The 22,469-nt window shown below is 36.8% G+C and carries 18 protein-coding genes; 14 read left to right on the forward strand and 4 right to left on the reverse strand.

Going from position 1 to position 22,469, the window contains the following annotated elements:
• Window positions 1-25: 25 nt before the first annotated feature.
• On the forward strand, window positions 26-730 hold the full coding sequence (locus LDX58_RS10300; RefSeq protein WP_372459145.1) for a potassium channel family protein: 705 nt from the start codon (window positions 26-28) through the stop codon (window positions 728-730).
• 649 nt (window positions 731-1,379) lie between these two features.
• On the opposite strand, the gene desA is transcribed toward LDX58_RS10300, so the two are convergent.
• Entirely contained in the window at window positions 1,380-2,420 is a 1,041-nt protein-coding gene (desA, locus tag LDX58_RS10305; RefSeq protein WP_227936752.1) for a Delta(5) desaturase DesA, read from the reverse strand.
• 188 nt (window positions 2,421-2,608) lie between these two features.
• Between desA and LDX58_RS10310 the strand changes: the two genes are divergently transcribed.
• On the forward strand, window positions 2,609-2,728 hold the full coding sequence (locus tag LDX58_RS10310) for a DUF4023 domain-containing protein (RefSeq protein ID WP_227936753.1): 120 nt from the start codon (window positions 2,609-2,611) through the stop codon (window positions 2,726-2,728).
• Window positions 2,729-3,375: 647 nt separating this feature from the next.
• Here the strand turns inward: LDX58_RS10310 and LDX58_RS10315 are convergent.
• The gene (locus tag LDX58_RS10315; protein ID WP_227936754.1) at window positions 3,376-3,594 is read right to left on the reverse strand and encodes a YczO family protein; all 219 of its coding nucleotides are present in this window, start codon (window positions 3,592-3,594) and stop codon (window positions 3,376-3,378) included.
• A gap of 289 nt (window positions 3,595-3,883) precedes the next feature.
• Window positions 3,884-4,135 (reverse strand): HPr family phosphocarrier protein, encoded by a 252-nt coding sequence (locus tag LDX58_RS10320; protein WP_227936755.1) that lies wholly within the window; start codon window positions 4,133-4,135, stop codon window positions 3,884-3,886.
• Window positions 4,136-4,458: 323 nt separating this feature from the next.
• On the opposite strand from LDX58_RS10320, the gene LDX58_RS10325 reads away from it, so the two are divergent.
• Window positions 4,459-4,824, forward strand: a complete 366-nt coding sequence (locus tag LDX58_RS10325; RefSeq protein ID WP_227936756.1) for a DUF1516 family protein — start codon at window positions 4,459-4,461, stop codon at window positions 4,822-4,824.
• Window positions 4,825-4,849: 25 nt separating this feature from the next.
• On the opposite strand, the gene hpaB is transcribed toward LDX58_RS10325, so the two are convergent.
• Window positions 4,850-6,310, reverse strand: coding sequence for a 4-hydroxyphenylacetate 3-monooxygenase, oxygenase component (gene hpaB, locus LDX58_RS10330; RefSeq protein ID WP_227936757.1), 1,461 nt, complete (start codon window positions 6,308-6,310; stop codon window positions 4,850-4,852).
• A gap of 150 nt (window positions 6,311-6,460) precedes the next feature.
• Here hpaB and LDX58_RS10335 point away from each other — a divergent pair, with 150 nt between their 5' ends.
• From LDX58_RS10335 to LDX58_RS10385, 11 genes are all read left to right on the forward strand, one after another.
• Window positions 6,461-6,910: a GNAT family N-acetyltransferase gene (locus tag LDX58_RS10335; RefSeq protein ID WP_227936758.1), complete on the forward strand. Its 450-nt coding sequence runs from the start codon at window positions 6,461-6,463 to the stop codon at window positions 6,908-6,910.
• A gap of 1 nt (window position 6,911) precedes the next feature.
• On the forward strand, window positions 6,912-9,782 hold the full coding sequence (locus LDX58_RS10340) for a PD-(D/E)XK nuclease family protein (protein ID WP_227936759.1): 2,871 nt from the start codon (window positions 6,912-6,914) through the stop codon (window positions 9,780-9,782).
• 29 nt (window positions 9,783-9,811) lie between these two features.
• On the forward strand, window positions 9,812-13,183 hold the full coding sequence (locus LDX58_RS10345) for a UvrD-helicase domain-containing protein (protein ID WP_227936760.1): 3,372 nt from the start codon (window positions 9,812-9,814) through the stop codon (window positions 13,181-13,183).
• 1,207 nt (window positions 13,184-14,390) lie between these two features.
• A complete protein-coding gene (locus tag LDX58_RS10350) occupies window positions 14,391-16,076 on the forward strand; it encodes an EAL domain-containing protein (protein WP_227936761.1) in 1,686 nt (561 codons plus the stop codon).
• A gap of 131 nt (window positions 16,077-16,207) precedes the next feature.
• On the forward strand, window positions 16,208-18,265 hold the full coding sequence (locus LDX58_RS10355) for a chemotaxis protein CheW (RefSeq protein ID WP_372459147.1): 2,058 nt from the start codon (window positions 16,208-16,210) through the stop codon (window positions 18,263-18,265).
• 21 nt (window positions 18,266-18,286) lie between these two features.
• On the forward strand, window positions 18,287-18,733 hold the full coding sequence (locus tag LDX58_RS10360; protein ID WP_227936763.1) for a chemotaxis protein CheW: 447 nt from the start codon (window positions 18,287-18,289) through the stop codon (window positions 18,731-18,733).
• Window positions 18,734-18,763: 30 nt separating this feature from the next.
• On the forward strand, window positions 18,764-19,123 hold the full coding sequence (locus LDX58_RS10365) for a response regulator (protein WP_227936764.1): 360 nt from the start codon (window positions 18,764-18,766) through the stop codon (window positions 19,121-19,123).
• 239 nt (window positions 19,124-19,362) lie between these two features.
• Window positions 19,363-20,022 carry a potassium channel family protein gene (locus LDX58_RS10370; protein ID WP_227936765.1) on the forward strand — a complete coding sequence of 220 codons (660 nt, stop codon included), beginning with the start codon at window positions 19,363-19,365 and terminating at the stop codon, window positions 20,020-20,022.
• A gap of 31 nt (window positions 20,023-20,053) precedes the next feature.
• Entirely contained in the window at window positions 20,054-20,545 is a 492-nt protein-coding gene (locus LDX58_RS10375; RefSeq protein WP_227936766.1) for a cation:proton antiporter regulatory subunit, read from the forward strand.
• Window positions 20,546-20,550: 5 nt separating this feature from the next.
• On the forward strand, window positions 20,551-21,720 hold the full coding sequence (locus LDX58_RS10380; protein WP_227936767.1) for a cation:proton antiporter: 1,170 nt from the start codon (window positions 20,551-20,553) through the stop codon (window positions 21,718-21,720).
• Between the two features lie 349 nt (window positions 21,721-22,069).
• A complete protein-coding gene (locus LDX58_RS10385) occupies window positions 22,070-22,366 on the forward strand; it encodes an IDEAL domain-containing protein (RefSeq protein WP_227936768.1) in 297 nt (98 codons plus the stop codon).
• Window positions 22,367-22,469: the final 103 nt, after the last annotated feature.

Raw genomic sequence — 22,469 nt, forward strand, 5'->3', positions numbered from 1 at the left:
GGTCTTTCTGGACGATTTCTTTGTAATGGTCTTTTTTCTATGTGTAAAAAGGGAGTGGAGAACATTGGCGAAAAAAAATAAGCAATTCGCTGTGATAGGGTTAGGACGTTTCGGAGGAAGCATTTGTAAGGAACTGTATAAAATGGGGCATCAAGTGTTAGCCATCGATAACAATGATTCGAAAGTGAATGAATTTGCTTCGTTTGCTACTCATGCTGTAATTGCCAATTCAACAGATGAAAAGGCGTTACAATCATTAGGTATTAGAAACTTTGAATTTGTTATTGTTGCAATTGGTGATGATATCCAGACGAGTATTTTAACAACCTTGCTTTTAAAAGAAATGAATATTCCTAATGTTTGGGTGAAAGCACAAAGTCTTTATCATCACAAAGTGTTGGAAAAAATTGGAGCTGACCGTATTATCCATCCAGAACAAGATATGGGAATTCGAATTGCTCAACATTTAACGTCAGAAAAAATAGTAGACTATATTGAGTTATCGGATGAGTACAGTATTGTTGAGTTGTTAGCGACGCCTAAAATTAATGAAAAGACATTGATTGATTTAGATGTGCGTGCAAAATATGGATGTACGATCTTAGCCATAAAAAGAGGAGAAAAAGTTGATGTATCACCGTTGCCAACAGAGGTTATATATGAGAAGGATCTTCTAATCGTGATTGGACATAAAAATGATTTGAAACGCTTCGAGGATGACGGTATGTAAAATGTTAAACGATAAAGGTGAATTGCTTAATCGGAAAATACAAATGTCTCCACCACAAGTTTTAGTAACAAGTTTTTTGGCTGGAATTGTGATTGGAACCATTTATTGAATTACCTGTTTCAACGACAATTCCAATTAGTTGGATAGACGCTTTGTTCACTGCTCATCTGCTAATAGAATACCTTCATGAAAACTTGGTGTTATAGCCTAGTTTTTTTTTGCAACAGAAGCCGCAACAGAAAGTCATCCCGATTCATGGAAACCTTAATATCGAGTGTATCCCCTGTTAAACAAATGTTGCTAAAAGTATTGGTAGTAGATTAGTGGTATAACTCAGATGATGGTTCTTTTACTAGTTGGTTCCTTGGCAATTAGGAACAGTTAAGATTTACTAACAGGGAGATTTCTAGAATGCTTTGGATTTGGAGAACTCTCTGCGAAGCCCACCAAACACGAAAACAGGAGAAAATGTCGTCAAAGAGCCCGAATAAAGCCCACCAAGCATGAAAACAGGAGAAAATGTCGTTATAATCTCCGAATAAAGCCCTCCAACCACAAAAACAAGAGAAAATGTCGTCAAAGAGCCCGAATAAAGCCCACCAAACACGAAAACAGGAAAAAAGGGCGTCAAAGCATAGCAATGGTGCCCTTAAAACTTGAATTTTTCTGTATTCATACTTTTTTGTTTAATGAATTTTCGAATGTCTCTATTTCCAATAAACCTTTTACTCTGATCATCCCATAATTTAAACGTTAATGACTTTAAGCTTGTGAGTAAGGTTAGAGTAGGTACATTTTGGAGCTCGGGGTCACTTTCATGTGCCTTCTCAAGATGGTAATTCGGTACACGAGAATTTAAGTGATGAACGTGGTGGAACCCAATGTTTCCTGAGAACCATTGTAAGACTTTCGGTAACTTATAGAAAGAACTTCCTTTTAAAGCTGCTTCGACAAAGTTCCAGTTATCATTATGTTCAAAATAACCATCTTCAAATTGGTGTTGAACGTAAAAAAGCCATACACCAGAAAATGTAGCTATGTAGAAAATGGGTAATTGCACGTATATATAAGCTTTCCAGCCAAGAGTAAAACCAAGCAGTAACACAATTGCAACTAGAATGATATTGGTCAGCCAGACATTCATTCGTTCTTTTTTAGAAGCGTCTTTTGTATTAAATCGATAGTCAATTAAGAAAAGATATAAAGGACCGATTAAAAACATTACGATCGGATTTCGATACGTGCGGTAAAAAAAACGTTTGAGCCATGTGGCATCTGCATATTCCTGTAATGTCATTGTCCACACATCACCTACACCGCGTTTTTCTAAGTTTCCATTAGAAGCGTGGTGAGTAGTATGGCTTCGCTTCCACTGTTCAAAGGAACAAAACGTAAATAATCCTGTTATCATCCCCACTACCTCATTCGCTTTTCGACTTTTAAAAAATGAGTAGTGTGTGCAATCATGAAAAATAATAAACGTCCTCACTAAAAATCCAGCCGCTGGAATGGCACATAATAATGTTAACCAAAATGAAAAACTCAAACTTAAATACGCTAACACCCATAATAGAAAAAACGATCCCACTGAATTAATCAACTGCCATACACTGGCTGAGATACGGGGGTTCTCATATGGCGCTAATTTTTTCTTCCATTCACGAATGTCATAGTTGGAATGCTTACTCATTAATTAAATCACCTCATAAATCACATTTTAGCAGAAAAAAGAAAGAAAACGATTTACAGTTTTGGCGTTCCCGGAAACTTTAATATCTGCTTATAGTATGGATAAAATCGATTGAAAAATAAGCCATTTCCATGAATTTTTTCTTCTTAGTTGGAAAAATTAAAACCAAGGTAAAAGGGGGGAATCCAATGGATAATACGCATGAGTTTGTAGAAAAGCTTCATGACAAGCAAGAAAAAGACGAACGCAATAAGAAACGTCAAGGAAAAGGTAATCCAAATGAAAAGTTACCGAGTAAGCAGCATTAAGTTCAACCGAATTACAAATCATCGAGCATAAGGTAAGAGATGAAAATTGTGTGAGATGTTAAGTGAATTCTCGCTAAATAAAGATCAAGGAAAAGTGATATCTAAAAGTCTTATAGAAGTTATTTTGAAAAGGATATTTGTGAAGGCGACCGTAATTTGGTCGTTTTTTTTGGAGAAAGGTGCAATGTGATAAAAGAAGACTGTGGCATGTAATAATCCTCAAGCTCTTTTTGCCGTATCACTAGATTTCATCGTTGTTAATTTTAAAAAATTACAAAAAAACCATACATGAGAACGTTCGTTGTATGGTTTGGCTATGTAGATAATAGAATTTAAAAATTTAGGGGAGTGATCTGGAACATTTCATAAATCGTGTGAGTTGGGTAAAAGAGGTAGAAAAAGAAGGATGTCATGTTATGTATGCAGGTATGGAAAAAAACCAAAACCAATGAAGAAACTGGCAATGTTTAGGCATTAAACACAGGGTAGCAAAGAAATTAAACAGTTCCGCTGTTCTGAGCTTGACTAATAACTTAGTCATTGTTAAGCGTGAAATCTAACCTAGTCTTAGAGAATTTAATGACAGATTGAGGGGGGCCTCAATCTGTCATTAAGCTAGTGCGATTAGTGATAATCAAATTTTATTGTTATTTGTACTTTCTCTCACTTGAAGAATCATTCTTCGTTTTATGCTTGTTTTTTTGATCGCGTAGCTCTTGTTTTAAATCCTCCATCGGAATCGGATCGACATGTTGTTCACTCTCAAACTGATCAAATAAACTTTCTTTTTCTGTAGGATACTGTTCTGGGTGGTTCCTTTTTTTAAAGTCACTTGACTGTTTTGTTTCGTTTTTCTTATTTAACATACGATCACCTCTTAATAGATGTCTACCTTTTTTTATAAAAAATTAAACATGAAGTCAGAATGTGTTTATGACTCTGCATGATCTTGATTATTTTATAAGTTGTTACTCCTTATATTTTGTTATATGAATGCGGTGTTTTTTCATTCCATTTATAAACTATGTCAAGCTAAATCAAAAACACTAAGTATATAGAGATAAAGACACCCTACTGTGAGCAGAGACCACTGAAAAAAGGTGAAAACCGTACCTTTTTCAGCGGCCTCCTGTGAGCGTCGGGTGTTTTATTATGTTACTGTATTTCTACACATATCTTTTTTAACTCTTCTAATGCAGTTTCACAATCATCACCATTGGCATGAAAGAAGATTTCTCCGTGTGCACCGTGTAACATCCCTACACTTAGTAAACTTTTCGCATTGAACCTTTTTCGGTTTAACTCGATTAAAATATTACTTTCAAATTGATTAGCTACACTAACTAACTGGAAAACTTTTTCACGGTTAAGATTTTCTGAGATTAAACATTGTGTAGTTGATTCCATGCGGTCGCCTCCACTTACATTTTTTAAAACCAATATAGCTACATTCCTTTCGATCCATCATATCAAAGGGAAGCGAGCACTAGGTTAAGGGTTTGTAAGATTTAGGTGAAGTTATTATATTTGATCTTACAAACAGTATATAAGAGAGTTGCAGTCATTGGTGGTAATTAGAGAGGTTTCCTACTAAGGAATTTATAAGGGAATTTAAACGAGTTTCGCTACTGCTACCGATTTTCTTAAAAATTGTTAATGGTTCTTATTATTACTTCGAATGATTTTAGATTATAATAGAGCAGAATGTTATTTTCTAAGGAGGCCTACTTATGATTAATGCTATGTCTGCAGCTCACGGAGATTCATGGTACGTGACGATTCTTTTATTTGTGATCACCTATATTTTAATTAAAATGGGTGTAAGCAAAGGAGCTAAAATTCTACATATGATCTTGCGTCTATTTTACATCATCATGATCTTTTCAGGTGTTGTACTTTTAATGAATGTGTGGGATTTTGCTTTGCTATATGTGATTAAAGGTATCTTGGCGATCGTGCTTATTTATGCGATGGAGATGATTCTTGTTAAAACGAAAAAAGGAACGATTGGTTCAAGAGCACCGATGTATTGGGGACTGTTTATTGTATCCCTTGTTGTCGTTGCACTTCTCGGGTTACAAGTTATTACATTTTAAAGACTAGCAGGAGGATAGCCTCCTGCTAGTTCTTTTCTGTTGGATTTTGGTTCAGCATAGCGGTAACTTGTTGAGTAAAAGCAGTCTTGTCATAGGATTGATAAAGAGAAGATGATAAGCGGACAGGATCACCAAAGAAAAATCTTTCATACTGCGTTTGTCTGGAACCAAATGAGCTCATTGTTAAATCCCAAGCTAACCTGAACAGCTTCACTCTTTCTTTGGCAGGTGCGTTCTTGGCTTGTAAGTATTGTTCTAGATCTTTGCCAATCTCTGAATTAAAGTCTTTTTCTGTTGGTAAAGAAATGAATCCACTTGCACCTAGTAAGTGAAGGATCTCGACGAGGCGGGGATATGTTTTTTGATAATAACTAGATGCAACCATTAACGGTTTTGCATGAGGAACCATTGTTCCAAAGCGATTTGATTTTGCCTCTGATTCAGCGGTGTAAAGCAAAGACTGCATAATTTCAAGAGCGATAATGACCTCTGAAATTTTCTCTTGGACATGTTGATAGTCAGTAATCGCGATAGTCGTAGCGAGCGATTCACTAAGTCCGAGTAAAAATTCGGTTTTTACGACTTGCCTGCAAACAGCTTGGAATAATAGCATAATGTTTACACTTGGCTCAGTATAAATTTTTCCAACCGCCGTTAGATCTTGATAAAGAAAGACACGCTCCCATGGAACAAGAACATGGTCAAAAACGACAACAGAGTCGACTTCATCAAATTGTGTCGTAAGTGGATGGTCATATTTACTTGTAGCTGTGTCTGCATATGATTCGCGACAAAGAAACTTTAACCCTGGTGTATTTGAAGGAATAGCGAACGCATACGCATAGGAGGGATCAGCCTGATTTCCTCCAACGGGAAGGACGAGAATTTCGTCTGTTAAACCGCCTTGAGTAGCAAGCAACCTAGCTCCATGAATGATAATCCCTTCTTTCGTTTCCTTAATGATTTTTGCTGCAATAATGTTTTCATTTTCATTGGAGAATTCAAGGTAATGAGGTGATCGATTAACTTGTGGATTAATGAATGTATGTGTAAAGGAGAGATCCTTTTTTTTGGCATGTTCAAAAATATGTTGAATGTTTTTGGAGAAGGGTTCATTAAAAAAGGAATGAGATGAACCTAAGGTCATGATTGCTGTATTAATGTAATCAGGTGATCGTCCGATTGTCCCACCGCTTTTTCGAGCCCAGAACTGAGTAGCTATTCTTCTTTTTCTCAATTCCTCCTTTGTGGTTGGTTGCTCGAATGCAAAGTTAAAGAGGTCGTTTTTTGTGTCATCAGTACGAGTAAGAAGTTCAGCCATTTCAGGGTTATGTTGCAAATCATATAAAGCTGCTTTACTGTTTAAGATACCTGAAAAAGCTGGATGCTCAGATAGCTTCTCTTTCACCCGCTCCCCTTTAATCCATACTTCATTATTTAGCTTATCAATTCTTTGCATGTATTGCTTTCCTGTTACGATCGCCAATTTTATCCCCACCTTATATTAAGGAGTTTACCTACTATATGCACTTGAATAGATAAAGTGTTCAGAAAACTTTATGTCCTTGTTGTTTTTCTTTTTAGCTTTCCTGTGAAATGATAAACTAGATCTATTAGGCTTTAGGAGGATTATGCTGTGCTAAGCTGGAAAGTGAAAACATTTAATCAATTATCAATTGAAGAATTTTATGAGATCGTTCAATTACGTATAGAGGTATTCGTGGTAGAACAAGAATGTCCGTATCAAGAATTAGATGGTAATGATCATTTAGCTGTTCATCTCCTTGGATACGAAGACGGTGAACTTCAGGCTTATAGTCGTTTATTTAAAGGCGGCATTATTGCTGAAGATGCTTCGATCGGTCGGGTAATTGTAAAAGAGACGGCGCGAGGAAAAGGGTATGGACAAATACTTTTATCTGAAGCGATCAAGTGTATTGAAAGAGATTTTCAGGATAATTCCATTCTGATTCATGCACAGGAGTATGTAAAAGAGTTTTATCAATCATTCGGTTTTCAACCAGTGTCAAACGTTTATTTACTAGATGGGATTAACCATCTAGATATGCGTCGGAGGAGGAAATAAAATGAGTCAGCATGTCGTCTACGGAACACATGTAAAAGAAGTAGCCAGGAAAGAGCGATTAGCAGAAGCTTTTTCTATTCAAAAAGAACAAATGAAAAAAGCCTTTTATGTCCTACCATCTCATATGTGGTTACAAGAAGCTAGACGGAAGCAACCAGGTCTCTCGATTACAACATTTGATGACATTGCAACCTTCATTTTAAAGCAAGCAGAAGTTTCCTATATCCCTTTAACGGAAGAAGAGCGGACGTTATTTTTTCTACAATTTATTAGAGGAGAAGAAACCTTTCATGGTGATGTTGTCATATCAGAAAAAGCACGTGCATATGCAGATACATACGGTCAACTAAAGCGATTAGGATTAAATATAGAGCAGATACCGCCCGCACTTGAGCCTTTACAAAGTCTTTTCAAAAGTTATGAGTTGCAGGTGGTTCATAATAGAAGCTTACTAGACCCAGAAAATATCTTATTACGTGCGATTCAATTGCTAGAAGAAAAACCAGAGCAAGTAGAATTATCGATTATTACCGTGGATGGTTTTTATGATTTTAGTCCATTACAAGCACTTTTTATAGAAGCGTTAAAGAAAGCGGGAATTCCTGTTGAAGTTTATGTCCCGTACCACGAGCATTTTGAAATAGTTGATCAGACTGTTCAGGAACTAGTGGCGATAGGCTTTGATGATCAAAGAGGATTGAAACAACAGAAAAAGAAGATGGTGTTTCGAGAGCTCGTTGCCGCCTCAACTAATGAAGAGCAGTGGAGAGGAGTTATTGAGGAAATTTGTTTGAATCATGATTCATATGAAGATGTAGGAATCCTTGTTGTAGATGAACGCAACGGTATCCAGCAATTGGAACGTTATGCGAAAAGTTATGGTGTTCCTATTAATAAAGCAAACAAACGCAAGGTTTCTACGACAACGATTCATTCCTTTATCCTCGCTGCTCTTAATAATAATGGAGTGCCTAAGACAAAATGGGGACAACTTCCTTTTGTTGAACTTATTTTAAGGCTTTATCAAGTGAGTGGTTTAGATTATGCAAAGCAGAAGCAAACCTTTCTTTCAACGGGGGAATGGGATGCTTGGGAACACCATGCTCTTTTTAACCAAATGAATGCATTGAGTTGGAAGAAAGATGAGTCGTTTGTACATTATTTAAAAGAACTAAGAAAACTTCTACAAACATTACCATTTCAAACGTTTTGGGAAAGAAGGTTTGAAGAAGAAGGTGATGTTAACAAGCTAAAAGAACTAGCAGATGAATACAAAGCATTAAATCAGATCGACACCCACTTGGAAAAATATGAACAGTTATTAAATGAAAAAGGTCTAGAAAAGTTGATGATGACCCATGATTTATTTTCAGAGTGGGTTAGAGACGTGGGGGAGAATCTTCAGATTTTTGAACAGCGTGCCTCTAAACGCGGAATAGCCATTCATACTTGGCGAGATGTCGGTCTTTTTAAAGGGAAGAAGCTATATGTTGTTGGAATGAATGAGGGACAATTTCCTGCGACGCAACATTTAAGTGGTTATGTGCAAGAAAGAGATTTACTAACGGGATTAGTTCGCTTTAGTCCACCGACGCAGGAACATTTTAGAGCTAAACAACAAGCTCATTATGAGCAGTTAACCTATATAGCTGAATCTGTAACTTTTACGTATGTAAAAGGAATTGATGTTAATCATCCGTTACTACCGTCTACTTTACTAGAGGAATTTGAAGAGTCAGATAAAAAGTGGTCATGGGAAAATAGAATGGAAACAAGTTTTGCTTTTTCAAGAGCAGACGAGCTCGAAAAGATCGCTTATCATGTTGGTAAGGGTTGCTCGGTTGAAGAGGTACCTAAGCTAGTGGAGAATTTATCGAGTAGACTTAAACGTCTAGAGCAAGCGAATGAGCCTGTTTCTATTCCAATTGAGCCAGTTGTTTCTGTAACGGCTCTTGAAAGCTATGCGCGCTGTCCATTTCGTTATGGGATGGAAAGAATGCTGCGGGTGGCAGAGCCAGCTGCAATTCAAGAAAGGGTTTCACCAATTGATATCGGGCAGCTCATGCATTCCATTATTGAAGAATTGTATAAAGAGGCTGAAGCAATCGGAAAGCCTTTTTCTGAGTTGAGAGAAAACCTAGAGCAAATACCAGTGAGGCTAGAAGAGCTCTTTGAAGAAAAATGGGAGATAATCGAGAAACAAAGTCCAGAGATTTCACGCTTTGATTTGCAGCTTACGAAGAACGAATGGCAAAAACGTCTTCGTCGTTGGTGGCATGCAGAGCGCAAGCATTTTTGGGATAATGAACATTTATCAGCCATGCAAATTATGGCACTTGAAATGCCTATACGTTTTGAATTAAAAATGTCAGGTGATCAAACGCTTATTTTAACAGGAAAAGCGGACCGTGTAGACAGAATCGCAAATGAGATTGTTATTTATGATTATAAGTCAGGCCAAGCAAGCGTGAAAATAGATGAGATAAAGACAGGGTTAAAACTACAACTGCCGTTATATGCTTTTTCGATACGTGAAGAGCTAGAACGTATAGAACAAGCTTCTGTTACAGCAGGCGGTGCAACCTATATATCGTTAAAAGAACCAAGTAAAAGAGCGGGTAATGGCATCTGGCGTACGGAACATGTAGGAAAAACGTCACGCTATCAAGTTTCATCTCATTGCAAAAATCGAGAAGATGAACTTGGGACAGATCAATTTTTGGTCAATCATGAGTTAAGCGACCGCATTGAGCAGTTATGGGAAGGAATGCAGACAAGCTTTTCAGTTGAACCACTTGAATGCTCGAAATTTTGTCAATACCGTTCAGTTTGTCGAGTTACAGACGAAAAAAGAGAACGAGCAAATGGATAAGAAGATGTCCATAAGAGAGGAGAAGACAAATGAAGTTCAATGACGAGCAATTAGAAGCAATCACTAGTGAGAAATCGCTCGTTCTTGTATCGGCGGGTGCCGGTTCAGGTAAAACGAGAGTATTAACAGAGCGCTTTATTCATTTATGTGAACTTCGTCTACGAGATAAGAGTCATCCTGTCGGTGCAACAGCAGATGAAATTGTGGCCATAACCTTTACTGAAAAAGCAGCCAGGGAAATGAAGGATCGAATAAGAAAGCGGCTAGCAGAAAAAGAAAAAGAAGCAACGGGAGAAAAAGATCGCTTTTTTTGGTCTGAACAAAAAGAAGCGATTGAACGTGCTCATATCTCAACATTTCATAGTTTCTGTCAACGACTACTCTCGCAAAATGCGATGACCGCTGATTTAATACCAAACAGTAGAGTCATTGATGATGTTGATGCAAGAAGTCGTAAACGAGCAATCATGACTAAAATGTTAGAAGAAAAAGACTTCCAGGAATTGGCTCTGCCTTTATTACAAATCATGAGTAAAAATCAATTATTTGAATCTATTGAAAAGGTTCATGATGATATCCGGGAGTTTGTTGTTGGCGAGAAGACGATAGACACCCTTCAATTAGATGAAATGCTAGACAAACAGTGCGAAGAAAAGATAAAGGTACAAAATAAAATTGTCCAACAATTTCATGAGAATGCAAAACGTTGTGTCCGTGAGTTTCCACCTTTAGATGAATTAACAAAAGCACAGCGAAATCATGTTGAGCGTATTACTGAAGCCTTTCAAACATTAACGATTCCAGAAAATCCAAATGCTTATGTGGAATTCCTTAAGCAAATTATGCCTTCTAAATCAGATAAGCGTTGGAACGAAACGGCACCAGCCTTATATGAGATGTTTGAAGTCTATTGGAAGCCGCTAAAGGAGTTGTGGAAGGAAATTGGTGGAGAAGTGGTGGTTGATAAGGAATCTAGACAGTACTTACAACATGTCGTTACTCTACTCAAAGAGTTCTCGAATCGTTATGTCAATGAAAAGAAGATCTCAGGAGTTCTCGATTTCTCAGATTTACAACAAAAAGCTGTGGCTTTACTAGAACACCCATTTATCAAAGTAGCTTGTCAAAAACAATTTCGGCATATGATGGTCGATGAGTTCCAAGACACGAATCGCTTGCAACTTGAGATGTTAGAGCGGATTGAACCAGCATTTCAATTTATTGTAGGTGATCAAAAGCAATCGATTTACCGATTTCGTGGTGCAAATGTCAGTTTAATGAACGAGCGAGAGGAGCTCGCAATAACAAGACGTGATGCCCAAGTGATTCTAATGAATAAAAATTATCGAACCACAGCTCCAGTAATTGAGGCTGTTAACGAGTTATTTTCTCATGCAATGGTATCACAACGCTCTGAATCCTTTGAAACCGTATATGCTTCACTTGAAGCTCACCGTTCAGGTGAAAGACAAAATGAGAAAAGAGTAGAATTAACGATTCTTGAAAAAGATGAGGAACGTAAGACGAATTCCTATGATGTTCTTGCTAATCGTATTGTAGAAATGATTCAAACAGGTGAGCCTCATGTTTATAAGGATGACACGTGGGTTAAACCAAGTTTTTGCGATGTAGCCATTCTTATTCCAGCAAGATCACATCTACTTACTCTTGAACGTGCCCTGATCAATAAAGGTATTCCTTATGTTGTAAGTGGAGGAGTCGGTTTTTATGAAAGACAAGAAGTATTAGATTATTTATCTCTACTTAGGTGGTTGAATCGTCCATTTGAAGAATTGCATTTACTAGCGGTTCTTCGGAGTCCAATATGTGGACTTTCATTTGCTGACTTCTTGACATTAAAATCATCATTGCAGGAAACAGAATCACTCTATCAACTTGTTTATAATAGAGAAAATCCTGAATTTAGTAAGCTTTCGTTTCCCGTTCAAGAAGCCTGCCATATCGTTCAAACTTGGTTAGAACGGTGGACACCATTTCGAACTCAAAAGTCATTAGAACAGACATTAGAGGCTATTTTTATGGAAACAGGTTTAAGAACGTCCCTTTTATTACAAAAAAATGGCTTACAGAAAGTAAGGAATGTTGAAAAACTGATTGAAACAATTACAGAGAGCCATCATACCGATCTAGAAACCATATTAACAGACTTAGAGGAACGGATTGCGCTAAGTGAGAAAGAGGGAGAGTCTTTAGTTGAGCGAGTGGACGATGATGTGATTCAAATCATGACGGTTCATGCCTCAAAGGGTTTAGAGTTTCCCATTGTATGCTTACCCCAATTAGAACGACAAATAAGAGGAGATAAAGGTATTATTCGCTTTCATCCGGAGGTTGGTCTTGTTTTAAATATGGAAGAGGAGGCAAGCGAACTCGATGGGGACCCGATTGTTTATCAAACACCTGGTTTTGCATTAGTGAAAGACCGTGCAAATGCAGAATCACAAGAAGAAGCAAAACGATTATATTATGTGGCGATGACAAGAGCACGCGATTTTCTCTATATGATTGGAGAAGAATCAAAAACAAAGAACACATGGCTTGCCTTAACGGAGGATGCATTAAATCAAACCCATTTACATGATAAGATCGAAATAAAAGAAGAAAGTGAAGAACAGGAACAAGTTCAATTAAGTTCAACTAAGTACGATCTCCCACAACAAATCGAAAAGAAGGGTATTCCGTTAACGTTATCCGTGTCTGAAGTAATGTTGTTTATGAAAGACCCTGTTGCGTATTTTAATCGTTATGTTATCGGTTTGCCTGATACGTCCTTAGGAAACGATACGAAAAGTTTAGGCTTTAAAACAGCTGTTGATCCTTCTAAGCTAGGAACTTTAGTCCATCGTGCATGTGAGTTGCGTGATAATGGCCTAACGAGTGAAAATGCCATAGCAGAGGCGCTTCATGAAGAAGAATTAGAAGATCTTACACCGTATCAAACAGAAATGAAAAAGCTAATGACTAGTTATACTGATGAAATAAAACAAGATATGGGTGAAACGATCACAAATGAGTGGGCGTTTGCAACCAACATTGAAGGCGCTGATATCATTGGTGAAATCGATAAAATTGTTGTAAAAAATGGTCAAATACATCTTGTTGATTTTAAGACAAATCGAATAAGACATTCGGGTGAAGAGTTGATGAGTACGTACTGGTCTCAGCTGTATTTATATAAAATAGCTTATGAGCAGGAGACCGGAGAGGTTGTTAGTGACATGTCCTTGTTTGTTTTTCGGGACAAAGAGAATCCGCTACATACACTCGATCACAAACAAGAAGAGGAAGCCGCAGTTCGAGAAGCAATTCGCACGATTTGTACTCTACGAACAGAACAGGCATCTAAAGTAGATTACAAAAAGCTAGCATTATATGAATAAAATAAAAAAGCGAACAGACTAACTATAATCTGTTTGCTTTTTTAGTATTGGACGATGCGTCTACGAATCAGGGCACTTAGATAATCAATGATTGTTACAACGAGATATTAACTAGAATAAAATTACCACATTCGAACATCCTTAACACAATAACAAAAATACACTAGTTTATAAATAAAGCACACGTTACATTTTCCGACTGATTACTTTTTTAAGAGGTTTTTGGTTATGCTAAAATATAGGATATTGGTACATTAGAATTTAACTTTAAAGATATGATTGCTATTGAGATGGATGGTGGCTTCCATTTGTAACAGCCAAACATTTTGGTGTGAAAGATTGTTACCCAAGCTACTTAGCCACTAAAGAGTATATGGTTACGGATAGTTTTCACTTGAACCATTACCTAATCTTAAAGAAAAGTTAAATCAATTAAGTCACTAAACTCAACTTGTTTTAATGACTAATAGTGATCGTGAAGATGTTACTCGTCTCTTAAAAGAACTACAATTGGATGGGATATTTAAGCAAGTGGTGACCTCTGAAAAAAACCTTCTTTAACCACACCATTATTTAAAGAGCTTATTAGTCAATACCAATTAGAACCAAGGCAAGTCGTATCTGTTGGCGATAATTTCATTAATGAAATCGCTCCACCCTTACTTCTTGGCATGAAAGCGATATACATAAACCCAGATAGATTTGAAATGGATCAACATTCTTTAACGGTCATTCCGTCAGTAACAGCTTGTTTTAAGTAGAAGTCTTTTATATTTTATTATCAGAGCTTGTTCAAAAAGGGTGGTCTTCCCTTTTTGAACAAGCTCGAAGCAATGAGCGAAGCCACTGCCATGTTTTAAGTCGATCCGAGTGGTTTTCTCGGATAGACGCGCAGTGAGTGAAGCCATTGCAACTCCGCATTAGGAGAGAGGATACTAAAGGTTCAAAAAGGGTGGTCTTCCCTTTTTGAACAAGCTCGAAGCAATGAGCGAAGCCACTGCCATGTTTTAAGTCGATCCGAGTAGTTTTCTCGGATAGACGCGCAGTGAGTGAAGCCATTGCAACTCCGCATTAGGAGAGAGGATACTAAAGGTTCAAAAAGGGTGGTCTTCCCTTTTTGAACAAGCTCTATTAATAATATAAGAACCTGTTACGATATAATAAAGAAATAGGTCGAATTCCTTTGTCCTAGAAAGTGATGTGAGTGATGAGCCCCACCAATATTGAAAAAAAATTTCAAAAGAGTGAGCAGCAATATAACTCACTCTTCTTTCACAGTTCAAATGCTATTTTTGTCTTAAATCGGTTTGCTAAAATAGAAAAGGTCAATCCAGGTGCTTCATTAATGACTGGGTATAGCAGTGATGATCTACTAAAAACGAAGTTGAGTGAACTCAGTCATACTAAGAATAGCGCTCAATTGGTAGAATCCTTTGAAAAAGCATTAGACGGTATTACTTCAACATTTAAAACTGAAATGCGTCACCATTCTTTAAAAGAGTTAACGGTAAACATGACGATGGTACCTATTGAGGTAGATCATGTTGTCGAGGGTATTATAGTAATAGCAGAAAACATCACAGATGAATTGAAAATAAGCAAAATGGCTATGGAAGATGACCTAACTGGTTTACCAAACCGAAGATTTCTAACTGAAAAGCTTTCTTCTGCTATCGAATATGCTTATCATCAGGAAGAGAAACTTGCCGTTATGTTTATTGATCTTGACAGGTTCAAACTTTTCAATGACACATTAGGTCATTTATTAGGTGACCAAGCTTTAAAAACAATTGCTTCTAGGCTTAAATTTGCTTTAAACGACTTTGGTATTTTAACGAGGGTTGGTGGCGATGAATTTGTCGTTCTGATTCCTCAACTGAGGTCAGTTAAGCAAGCAACCGATGCAGCTAGTCAACTGTTAGAACATATCCGAGACCCATTAATTATTGATGGTTATGAATTCACGATAACAGGGAGTGTTGGGATTTCTATTTTCCCAGAAAGTGGTGAAGATGCTGAGTCTTTGATTAAATCAGCAGATGCCGCAATGTACCGTGCTAAAACAAATGGAAGCGATACTTGTGAATTATTCAAAAAAGAAATGGGTTATCAACTCCATGAAAAATTTCATATTGAAAATGATTTACGTCGGGCATTAGAAAGAGGAGAATTTTCGCTTTTCTTTCAACCACAATTTAATTTAGCAACGAATCAATATTGTGGTGAGGAAGTACTAGTTAGATGGTATCATCCAGTTGAAGGTCTTATTAGTCCAATTAAATTCCTCTCTATTGCAGAAGAAACAGGATTAATTGTTTCAATTGGTGAATGGATTTTGAAAGAAGCTTGTTTTCAAAAAAAGAGATTAATTGAAAGAGGATTTCCAAAAGTACCGATGTCTGTAAATCTTTCCTTAAGACAGTTCCTACAAAAAAACATTGTTGAAACGGTCAAGAGCGTTTTAGATGAGTCGCAATTAGCTCCTAGTTTGTTAGAATTAGAAGTGACAGAGAGTGTTACGATTGACATTAATCGAACGAAAGATGTGTTACAACGTCTTTTATCACTAGGGGTTCATATTAGTCTAGATGATTTTGGGACGGGGTATAGCTCACTCCAATATGTAAGCCAGTTATCAATCCAAGAATTGAAAATTGATCAATCATTTGTGCAAAATATCGGGAAGGAAAAGCAAAGTGAAGGTATCATTTCGATGATTATTAATCTTGCTCATTACCTAAATATTTCTGTCATCGCTGAAGGAGTGGAAACAGAAGAACAACTAGTATTCTTAAAAACACAACGTTGTGATAAGGTTCAAGGGTACTACTACTCAAAACCTTTAGCTTTAAAAGAATATAACGTATTTCTGACTAAGGTAATCAACTTATAATCAAAAACTAGGACAAAAAAACTATTTCAAATTTCCTAAGCGATCTACATATTTTCTAGTAAAAATATGCTATTATGGAAAAAAGCTCTAAATGTCGTAATTGTTCTAATCTAGTAAAATTTTGACAAAATATGAGTGTTCGAGGTGAGATCTTGATAAACGCAGAGTATTTGGATATTTTTCTTGATGAGAGTCAGGAACATCTCCAGTCTATTAACGACAATTTATTAAAATTGGAACAAGCACCAGATGACTTATCCATTGTTGGAGAGGTGTTTCGGTCTGCCCATACATTAAAAGGAATGGCAGCGACGATGGGGTTTGAAGACCTTGCTCATTTAACTCATAACATGGAGAGCGTTTTAGATCTTATCCGTAACCTTAAACTTGAAGCTACATCTTCCGTACTAGATGTTGTATTTTTAGCGATTGATGATTTAGAAGCAATGGTAACTGACATAGCAACAGGTGGAGAAGGAAAACGTGATGTTTCTCATGTTGTTTCGCAGTTAGAATTAATTGAGCAGGGCGAGACACCGAATACCTCAAAAGAAGAGCTGGAAAAAATGATTCAACAAGGTGAATCAAATGAGCAGCTAGTGGAAAAGTATGACGAATTCGAGCGCACAGTACTTGAGCAGTCATTTGAACAAGGATATGGAGCTTTTCAAATAAAAGTAACTCTCGATGAGCGGGCTATGTTAAAAGCAGCTCGTGTGTTTATGGTCTTTGATGTGTTAGAACAAGTAGGAGAAGTCATAAAATCAACTCCTCCTGCCGAACATTTAGAAGAGGAAAAATTTGATCAAGATTTTCTTGTTACCGTTCTTTCTAAGGTTGAAGGTGAAGAAATTAAGCAGCGCATCTTAAAGGTTTCTGAGATTACTAATGTAATGGTTCTGCCATTAGATCGTAAAATGCTAGCCACTTTTGATGAAGAGTTAGGTGCCAAGCAAGTTGCAGCAACAAAACAGGAAGAGCAAAAAGAATCAGTAAAAACAGTGATAAAAGAAGAAAAGCCAGCTAAACAAAAAACAGAGATGAACAAAACAATTCGTGTAAATATAGAGCGTTTAGATGTTCTTATGAATCTGTTTGAGGAACTAGTAATTGACCGTGGTCGCTTAGAGCAAATTGCTAGTGAGTTACGCAATAATGAATTAAATGAAACGGTTGAACGAATGTCTCGTATTTCAGGTGATTTACAGGAAATTATCTTAAATATGAGAATGATGCCAGTTGAACAAGTCTTCAACCGTTTTCCGCGTATGGTAAGAAGTCTTTCTAAAGATTTGAATAAAAAGGTGATTCTTGAAATTATCGGTGCCCAAACAGAACTTGATCGAACGATCATTGATGAAATAGGAGACCCGCTTGTTCACTTGTTACGTAATTCGATTGACCATGGGATTGAAACACCTGATAAGCGTCTAGCTGCTGGTAAACCTGAAGGAGGTACCGTTCTCCTTAAGGCTTATCATAGTGGAAACAATGTCTTTATTGAGATAGAAGATGATGGTGCCGGGATAGACCGTGAAAAAGTGCTGAACAAAGCTCTGACAAATGGTGTTATTACAGAAGAAGAAGCACAAAAGATGACCGATCAACAAGTGTTTGCTTTACTCTTTTCTTCTGGTTTTAGTACAGCTGATAAAATAACAGATGTATCGGGGCGCGGAGTAGGTCTTGATGTGGTAAGAAATACTTTTGAGTCACTTGGTGGAGTGGTTACAGTTAATTCAGTACTTGGAAAAGGGTCTATATTTTCGATCCAGCTACCGCTAACGTTGTCCATCATTGATGTCATGCTTGTTGAACTTCAAAAAGAAAAGTTTGCTATTCCTTTAACTTCTATTGTCGAAACAGCGGTTGTAAATAAAAATGATGTCTATAGCGCACACAATCAAAAAGTGATAGATTTTAGGGGGAAAGTGGTTCCTCTTATCTTTTTGAATGAGATTTTTGATGTTCCTGGAGAAATGAATGATGAAGAATTCTACTCACTTGTTATTGTTCATAAGGGTGATAAAGTAGCCGGTCTTGTTGTTGATTCTTTAATTGGACAACATGATATTGTCCTGAAATCGCTTGGGAATTACTTAAAAGAAGTCTTTGCTATTTCGGGTGCAACGATTCTTGGTAATGGACAGGTTGCTCTTATCGTTGATACGAATGCATTAATTAAGTAATTCAAGAGGAGGTCAGCTACGTTGTCGAGTGAAACAGTTACTAAACAAGAGTTGAAAGTCATTGTTTTTCAATTAAAAGATGAAGAGTATGCAATAGAAGTTGATTATATTCAATCCATTGAAAGAATGCAGCATGTAACAAGAATTCCTCGAACCTATCCTTTTGTAACGGGTGTGATGAATTTACGTGGAGTTATTACACCTATTATTAATTTAAGAAAAAGATTTGGTATTGAAGAAAAAGAGTTTGATGAGGCTACACGTATTCTAGTTATTTCTAAAGATCAACTCGAGATTGGAATAATTGTCGATGGAGCAAATGATGTTATTGATATACCGGTTGAAAAGATCGAGCCTGCACCTGAGGTAATTGGTGGAGTCGAAGTCAAATATTTACGTGGTGTGGTAAAATTAGATAAACGATTATTCACTTTACTTAATTTGGAAAAAGTTATACTAGAAGCTTAATATTAAGAAAATGGTAATGAGGTGATCCTTATGGCGTCAGTACTGATTGTTGATGATGCAGCATTTATGCGAATGATGATAAAAGATATACTATCTAAAAATGGATTTGAAATTGCAGGTGAAGCCGCAAATGGAGCAGAAGCAGTTGAAAAATTTAAGGAACTGACTCCCGACCTTGTAACAATGGACATCACGATGCCTGAGATGGATGGCATTCAAGCACTAAAAAAGATTAGGCAAGTCGATAGTGGAGCAAAAGTGATTATGTGTTCAGCAATGGGACAGCAATCAATGGTTATTGATGCGATCCAGTCGGGAGCAAAAGATTTTATTGTTAAACCCTTTCAAGCAGATCGTGTTCTTGAAGCAATAAAAAAAGTATTAGGTTAATTTAAAGCCCTCATAATGCCCTCAAACAGGCATCTGAGGGTTTTTACTTCCTCAGCGACTTGATAAAGATCGTTTTGTCATTTTAAGAATAGGATATAGAACAGATTAAAAATGAGAACACTTTTGGAGGAGTAGCACGATGTGTTCTAGTTAACATTAACATGAGAGTGTTATAATAATTGCTGAAAAGGCAGTTTATGATTTTAACAAGTACCCATGTTAAAGGGGAGTATTAGAATATGGCGAAAAAGCAGTTTGCAGTCATCGGGCTTGGTCGATTTGGTAGTAGTGTTAGTAAAGAGCTGTATAAACTTGGACATCAAGTTTTAGCAATTGACTCAAAGGAAGAGAAAGTAAATGAAATGACTCAGCATTCAACCCATAGTGCGATTGCAGATGGAACGGATGAGAAAGCACTTCAATCATTGGGGATTAGAAACTTCGATTATGTTATCGTAGCAATTGGTGACGATATTCAGTCAAGTATTCTTTGTACACTGTTGTTAAAAGAGTTCGGGGTTGAAAATGTCTGGGTAAAAGCACAAAATTATTATCACCAAAGAGTTCTAGAAAAAATTGGTGCAGATCGGATCGTTCATCCCGAGCAAGATATGGGGATACGTATCGCTCAGCATTTAACTTCTGAAAAGATTGTTGATTATATCGAACTTTCAGCTGACTATAGCATTGTTGAATTGATTGCAACGGATAAAGTTGCTAATAAATCCTTAATCGACTTAGATATTCGTGCTCGATATGGTTGTACGATTCTTGGTATTAAGCGAGGAGAAGATATTAACATTGCTCCAACGCCGACAGATCATATTGCACGTAATGATATCCTGATTGTGATCGGGCATAAAAACGATTTAAAGCGCTTTGAAGATGAGGGTATGTAGTTAAGGTATAGTAAAGGGAGGGGAAATAAAAATGGATGTAAAAATGGCTAATTTACCCGGTATTGGGAAAAAAATGTCAATCGTTACAGCGCAAAAAAGCATGATTGTTTTGGTAATCCATCATACAGGAAAGAGAGAAATGTACTTCTTTCATGATGCAGATGATGATGAAGCAGATTTCTCGATTGACTTAACTGCAGACGAAACAAGAGAACTTGGGGCACAATTGTTAGGAGCTGTTTTTCAGCCAATTTCAAGTGATCAGATGAAGATGTTTAAAAAACAAATTGTTACTGAATGGATAGAAGTGAAAGAGCTGTCACCAGTCGCTGGAAAGACGATTAAAGAACTTGAAATTAGAAAACGCACAGGTGTTTCAATAGTTGGGATCTTTCGCGACGAAGAAGTGATTGCCAGTCCAGAAGCTGATCAGAAATTAAAAGTTGGTGACACGATAATGGCGATCGGGAAAAGTGAGCAAATAGAAGAATTTGAACGTCTTTGTAAGGGAGAGGCGGTGTAAATTCGGTGGAATTTCCAGAAATGCTTGGTGCTGGATTAATTCTTTTGACTTTGTTTCTAACAGGTTTTGTTGGTACGAAATTTAAAATACCTGAAGTAATCATTTATATTCTACTTGGTATTGTTTTAGGAGGTCTATTAACTGGCTCTCACTTATTGCATTTTGCAGGAGAAATAGGAATTGTCTTATTATTTTTCATGCTTGGTATGGAATTTCCGATTAAACAGTTAGCAAAAGTCGCAAAAAAGGTAACGCCAGCCGGTTCGCTAGATGTCATTTTAAGTTTTGGTGTGACCACAGCGATTTGCCTCTTGTTTGGATTAGATGCGATCCCGTCGGTTGTAATTGGCGGCATCGTATATGCAACAAGTTCATCGATAACTGCCAAGTTATTAGAAAGCTCTAAACGAATGGCAAACCCTGAATCTGAGTTTATACTTGGTCTATTAATCTTTGAAGATTTAATTGCACCAGTTTTAGTTGCAATCCTTGTCGGACTGACATCAGGTACTGACCTAACCGTGGGTTCGATGATGGTCTTGATGGGGAAAATAGTTGCCCTAACTCTTGGAGCCATTTTAATAGGTCGTTTTGTATTTAGTAAACTAAGTTCTTTCTTTGATCGCCATATGAATAAAGATATCTTTATTCTATTTTTAATTGGACTTGCTCTTGCCTACGGTGGTCTGGCTTTATATTTAGAGTTATCTGAAGTGTTAGGGGCCTTTTTAGCAGGGATTATGATAGCTGAAGTAAGGAGAACCCATGAGCTTGAAAGTAAAATAATTTCAGTAAGAGATTTAATGTTGCCCCTTTTCTTTCTTTATTTTGGTACGACCATTGCTTTTGATGAGGGAATACCCATGATCGGTCTATTATTGATTGTATTTTTATGGTCAATCATAGCAAAGATTGCAATCGGTATTATCGGCGGGAAATGGTATGGTCTATCAAAACGAGTGGCGCTGCGAGCAGGTTTCTCATTAACTCAACGCGGAGAATTTTCGATCATTATTGCAAGTCTAGCTACGGGATCAATAAAGGCATTTAGTAGTGTTTTTATTTTAGCATCAGCAGTAGTAGGGATTCTTCTATTTCAACTAGCGCCTCGAATTGCCAAGAAAGTGTATGGTAAGAAAAAACCAAATGAAAAAATCAGGGTTCCAGGTACATAAAGAGGAAAATCAGAAGAGATGTTAATCCTAGGTTAAGTAAAACTTATCCTGGGATTTCTTTATATGTTCGTACAATTATCATCTGGTACACCTCTTTTATACGAGCAGAAGCTTAGTTGACTGAATGGAAAGATTTATTTGAAGCAACAGATCAAGGAAAGATAAGCCTTATTGTTTGCGGAATCGTTGATCATTCTATTGATATGCAAAGCTTCTCGGTTTAAGGAAATGCATGGGCAAGTTTTTTACTGATGTGTCTTGTCTATGTCTATAAAAAATTGCAAATATGTTTGAAGCTTCAGTCAAATGGGTATTTTAAGAATATAGTAATGTTATAGGAGGGATACATATGATTAATGATTTTGCGATGGACCCTAGTGTTACGAGACAGTTAAAAGTGATCAGAAGTTTACAAACACGATCTGAAGATACGGTGCAGTCTCTTTATGCGCAGGCTGTACTTGAATATTCTCTCTACCATCATAATAAGACCACTTTATATAACTTAATTGACGAGGCATTGAGTAAAAAAGATAAAGCTTTATTTGAAAAAACGCTGTTTGAATATAATCAGCTTATCGAATTACACCGTGAAGGTAAGACAGTAAGTGAGGACGGATTTGAACTGTTCTTACATTTTGAATAACTTTTTTTGACATCAAAATAGTTAGAGGTAGAAGTAATGATTAACGAACATGTATGTTCTAACTTTTTATCGGTACGAGCTTGTCTTGTATGACTCCATATGT

Source organism: Alkalihalobacillus deserti, assembly GCF_020734105.1.
Classification (GTDB): domain Bacteria; phylum Bacillota; class Bacilli; order Bacillales; family Bacillaceae_D; genus Halalkalibacter; species Halalkalibacter deserti.

Coding starts and splice junctions, on each gene's coding strand:
- LDX58_RS10375 (WP_227936766.1), top strand. CDS start 20,054: ATGGATGTAAAAATGGCTAATTTACCCGGTATTGGGAAAAAAATGTCA.
- LDX58_RS10370 (WP_227936765.1), top strand. CDS start 19,363: ATGGCGAAAAAGCAGTTTGCAGTCATCGGGCTTGGTCGATTTGGTAGT.
- desA (WP_227936752.1), bottom strand. CDS start 2,420: ATGAGTAAGCATTCCAACTATGACATTCGTGAATGGAAGAAAAAATTA.
- LDX58_RS10300 (WP_372459145.1), top strand. CDS start 26: ATGGTCTTTTTTCTATGTGTAAAAAGGGAGTGGAGAACATTGGCGAAA.
- LDX58_RS10350 (WP_227936761.1), top strand. CDS start 14,391: ATGAGCCCCACCAATATTGAAAAAAAATTTCAAAAGAGTGAGCAGCAA.
- LDX58_RS10325 (WP_227936756.1), top strand. CDS start 4,459: ATGATTAATGCTATGTCTGCAGCTCACGGAGATTCATGGTACGTGACG.
- LDX58_RS10345 (WP_227936760.1), top strand. CDS start 9,812: ATGAAGTTCAATGACGAGCAATTAGAAGCAATCACTAGTGAGAAATCG.
- LDX58_RS10315 (WP_227936754.1), bottom strand. CDS start 3,594: ATGTTAAATAAGAAAAACGAAACAAAACAGTCAAGTGACTTTAAAAAA.
- LDX58_RS10365 (WP_227936764.1), top strand. CDS start 18,764: ATGGCGTCAGTACTGATTGTTGATGATGCAGCATTTATGCGAATGATG.
- LDX58_RS10310 (WP_227936753.1), top strand. CDS start 2,609: ATGGATAATACGCATGAGTTTGTAGAAAAGCTTCATGACAAGCAAGAA.
- LDX58_RS10355 (WP_372459147.1), top strand. CDS start 16,208: ATGAGTGTTCGAGGTGAGATCTTGATAAACGCAGAGTATTTGGATATT.
- LDX58_RS10385 (WP_227936768.1), top strand. CDS start 22,070: ATGATTAATGATTTTGCGATGGACCCTAGTGTTACGAGACAGTTAAAA.
- LDX58_RS10340 (WP_227936759.1), top strand. CDS start 6,912: ATGAGTCAGCATGTCGTCTACGGAACACATGTAAAAGAAGTAGCCAGG.
- LDX58_RS10320 (WP_227936755.1), bottom strand. CDS start 4,135: ATGGAATCAACTACACAATGTTTAATCTCAGAAAATCTTAACCGTGAA.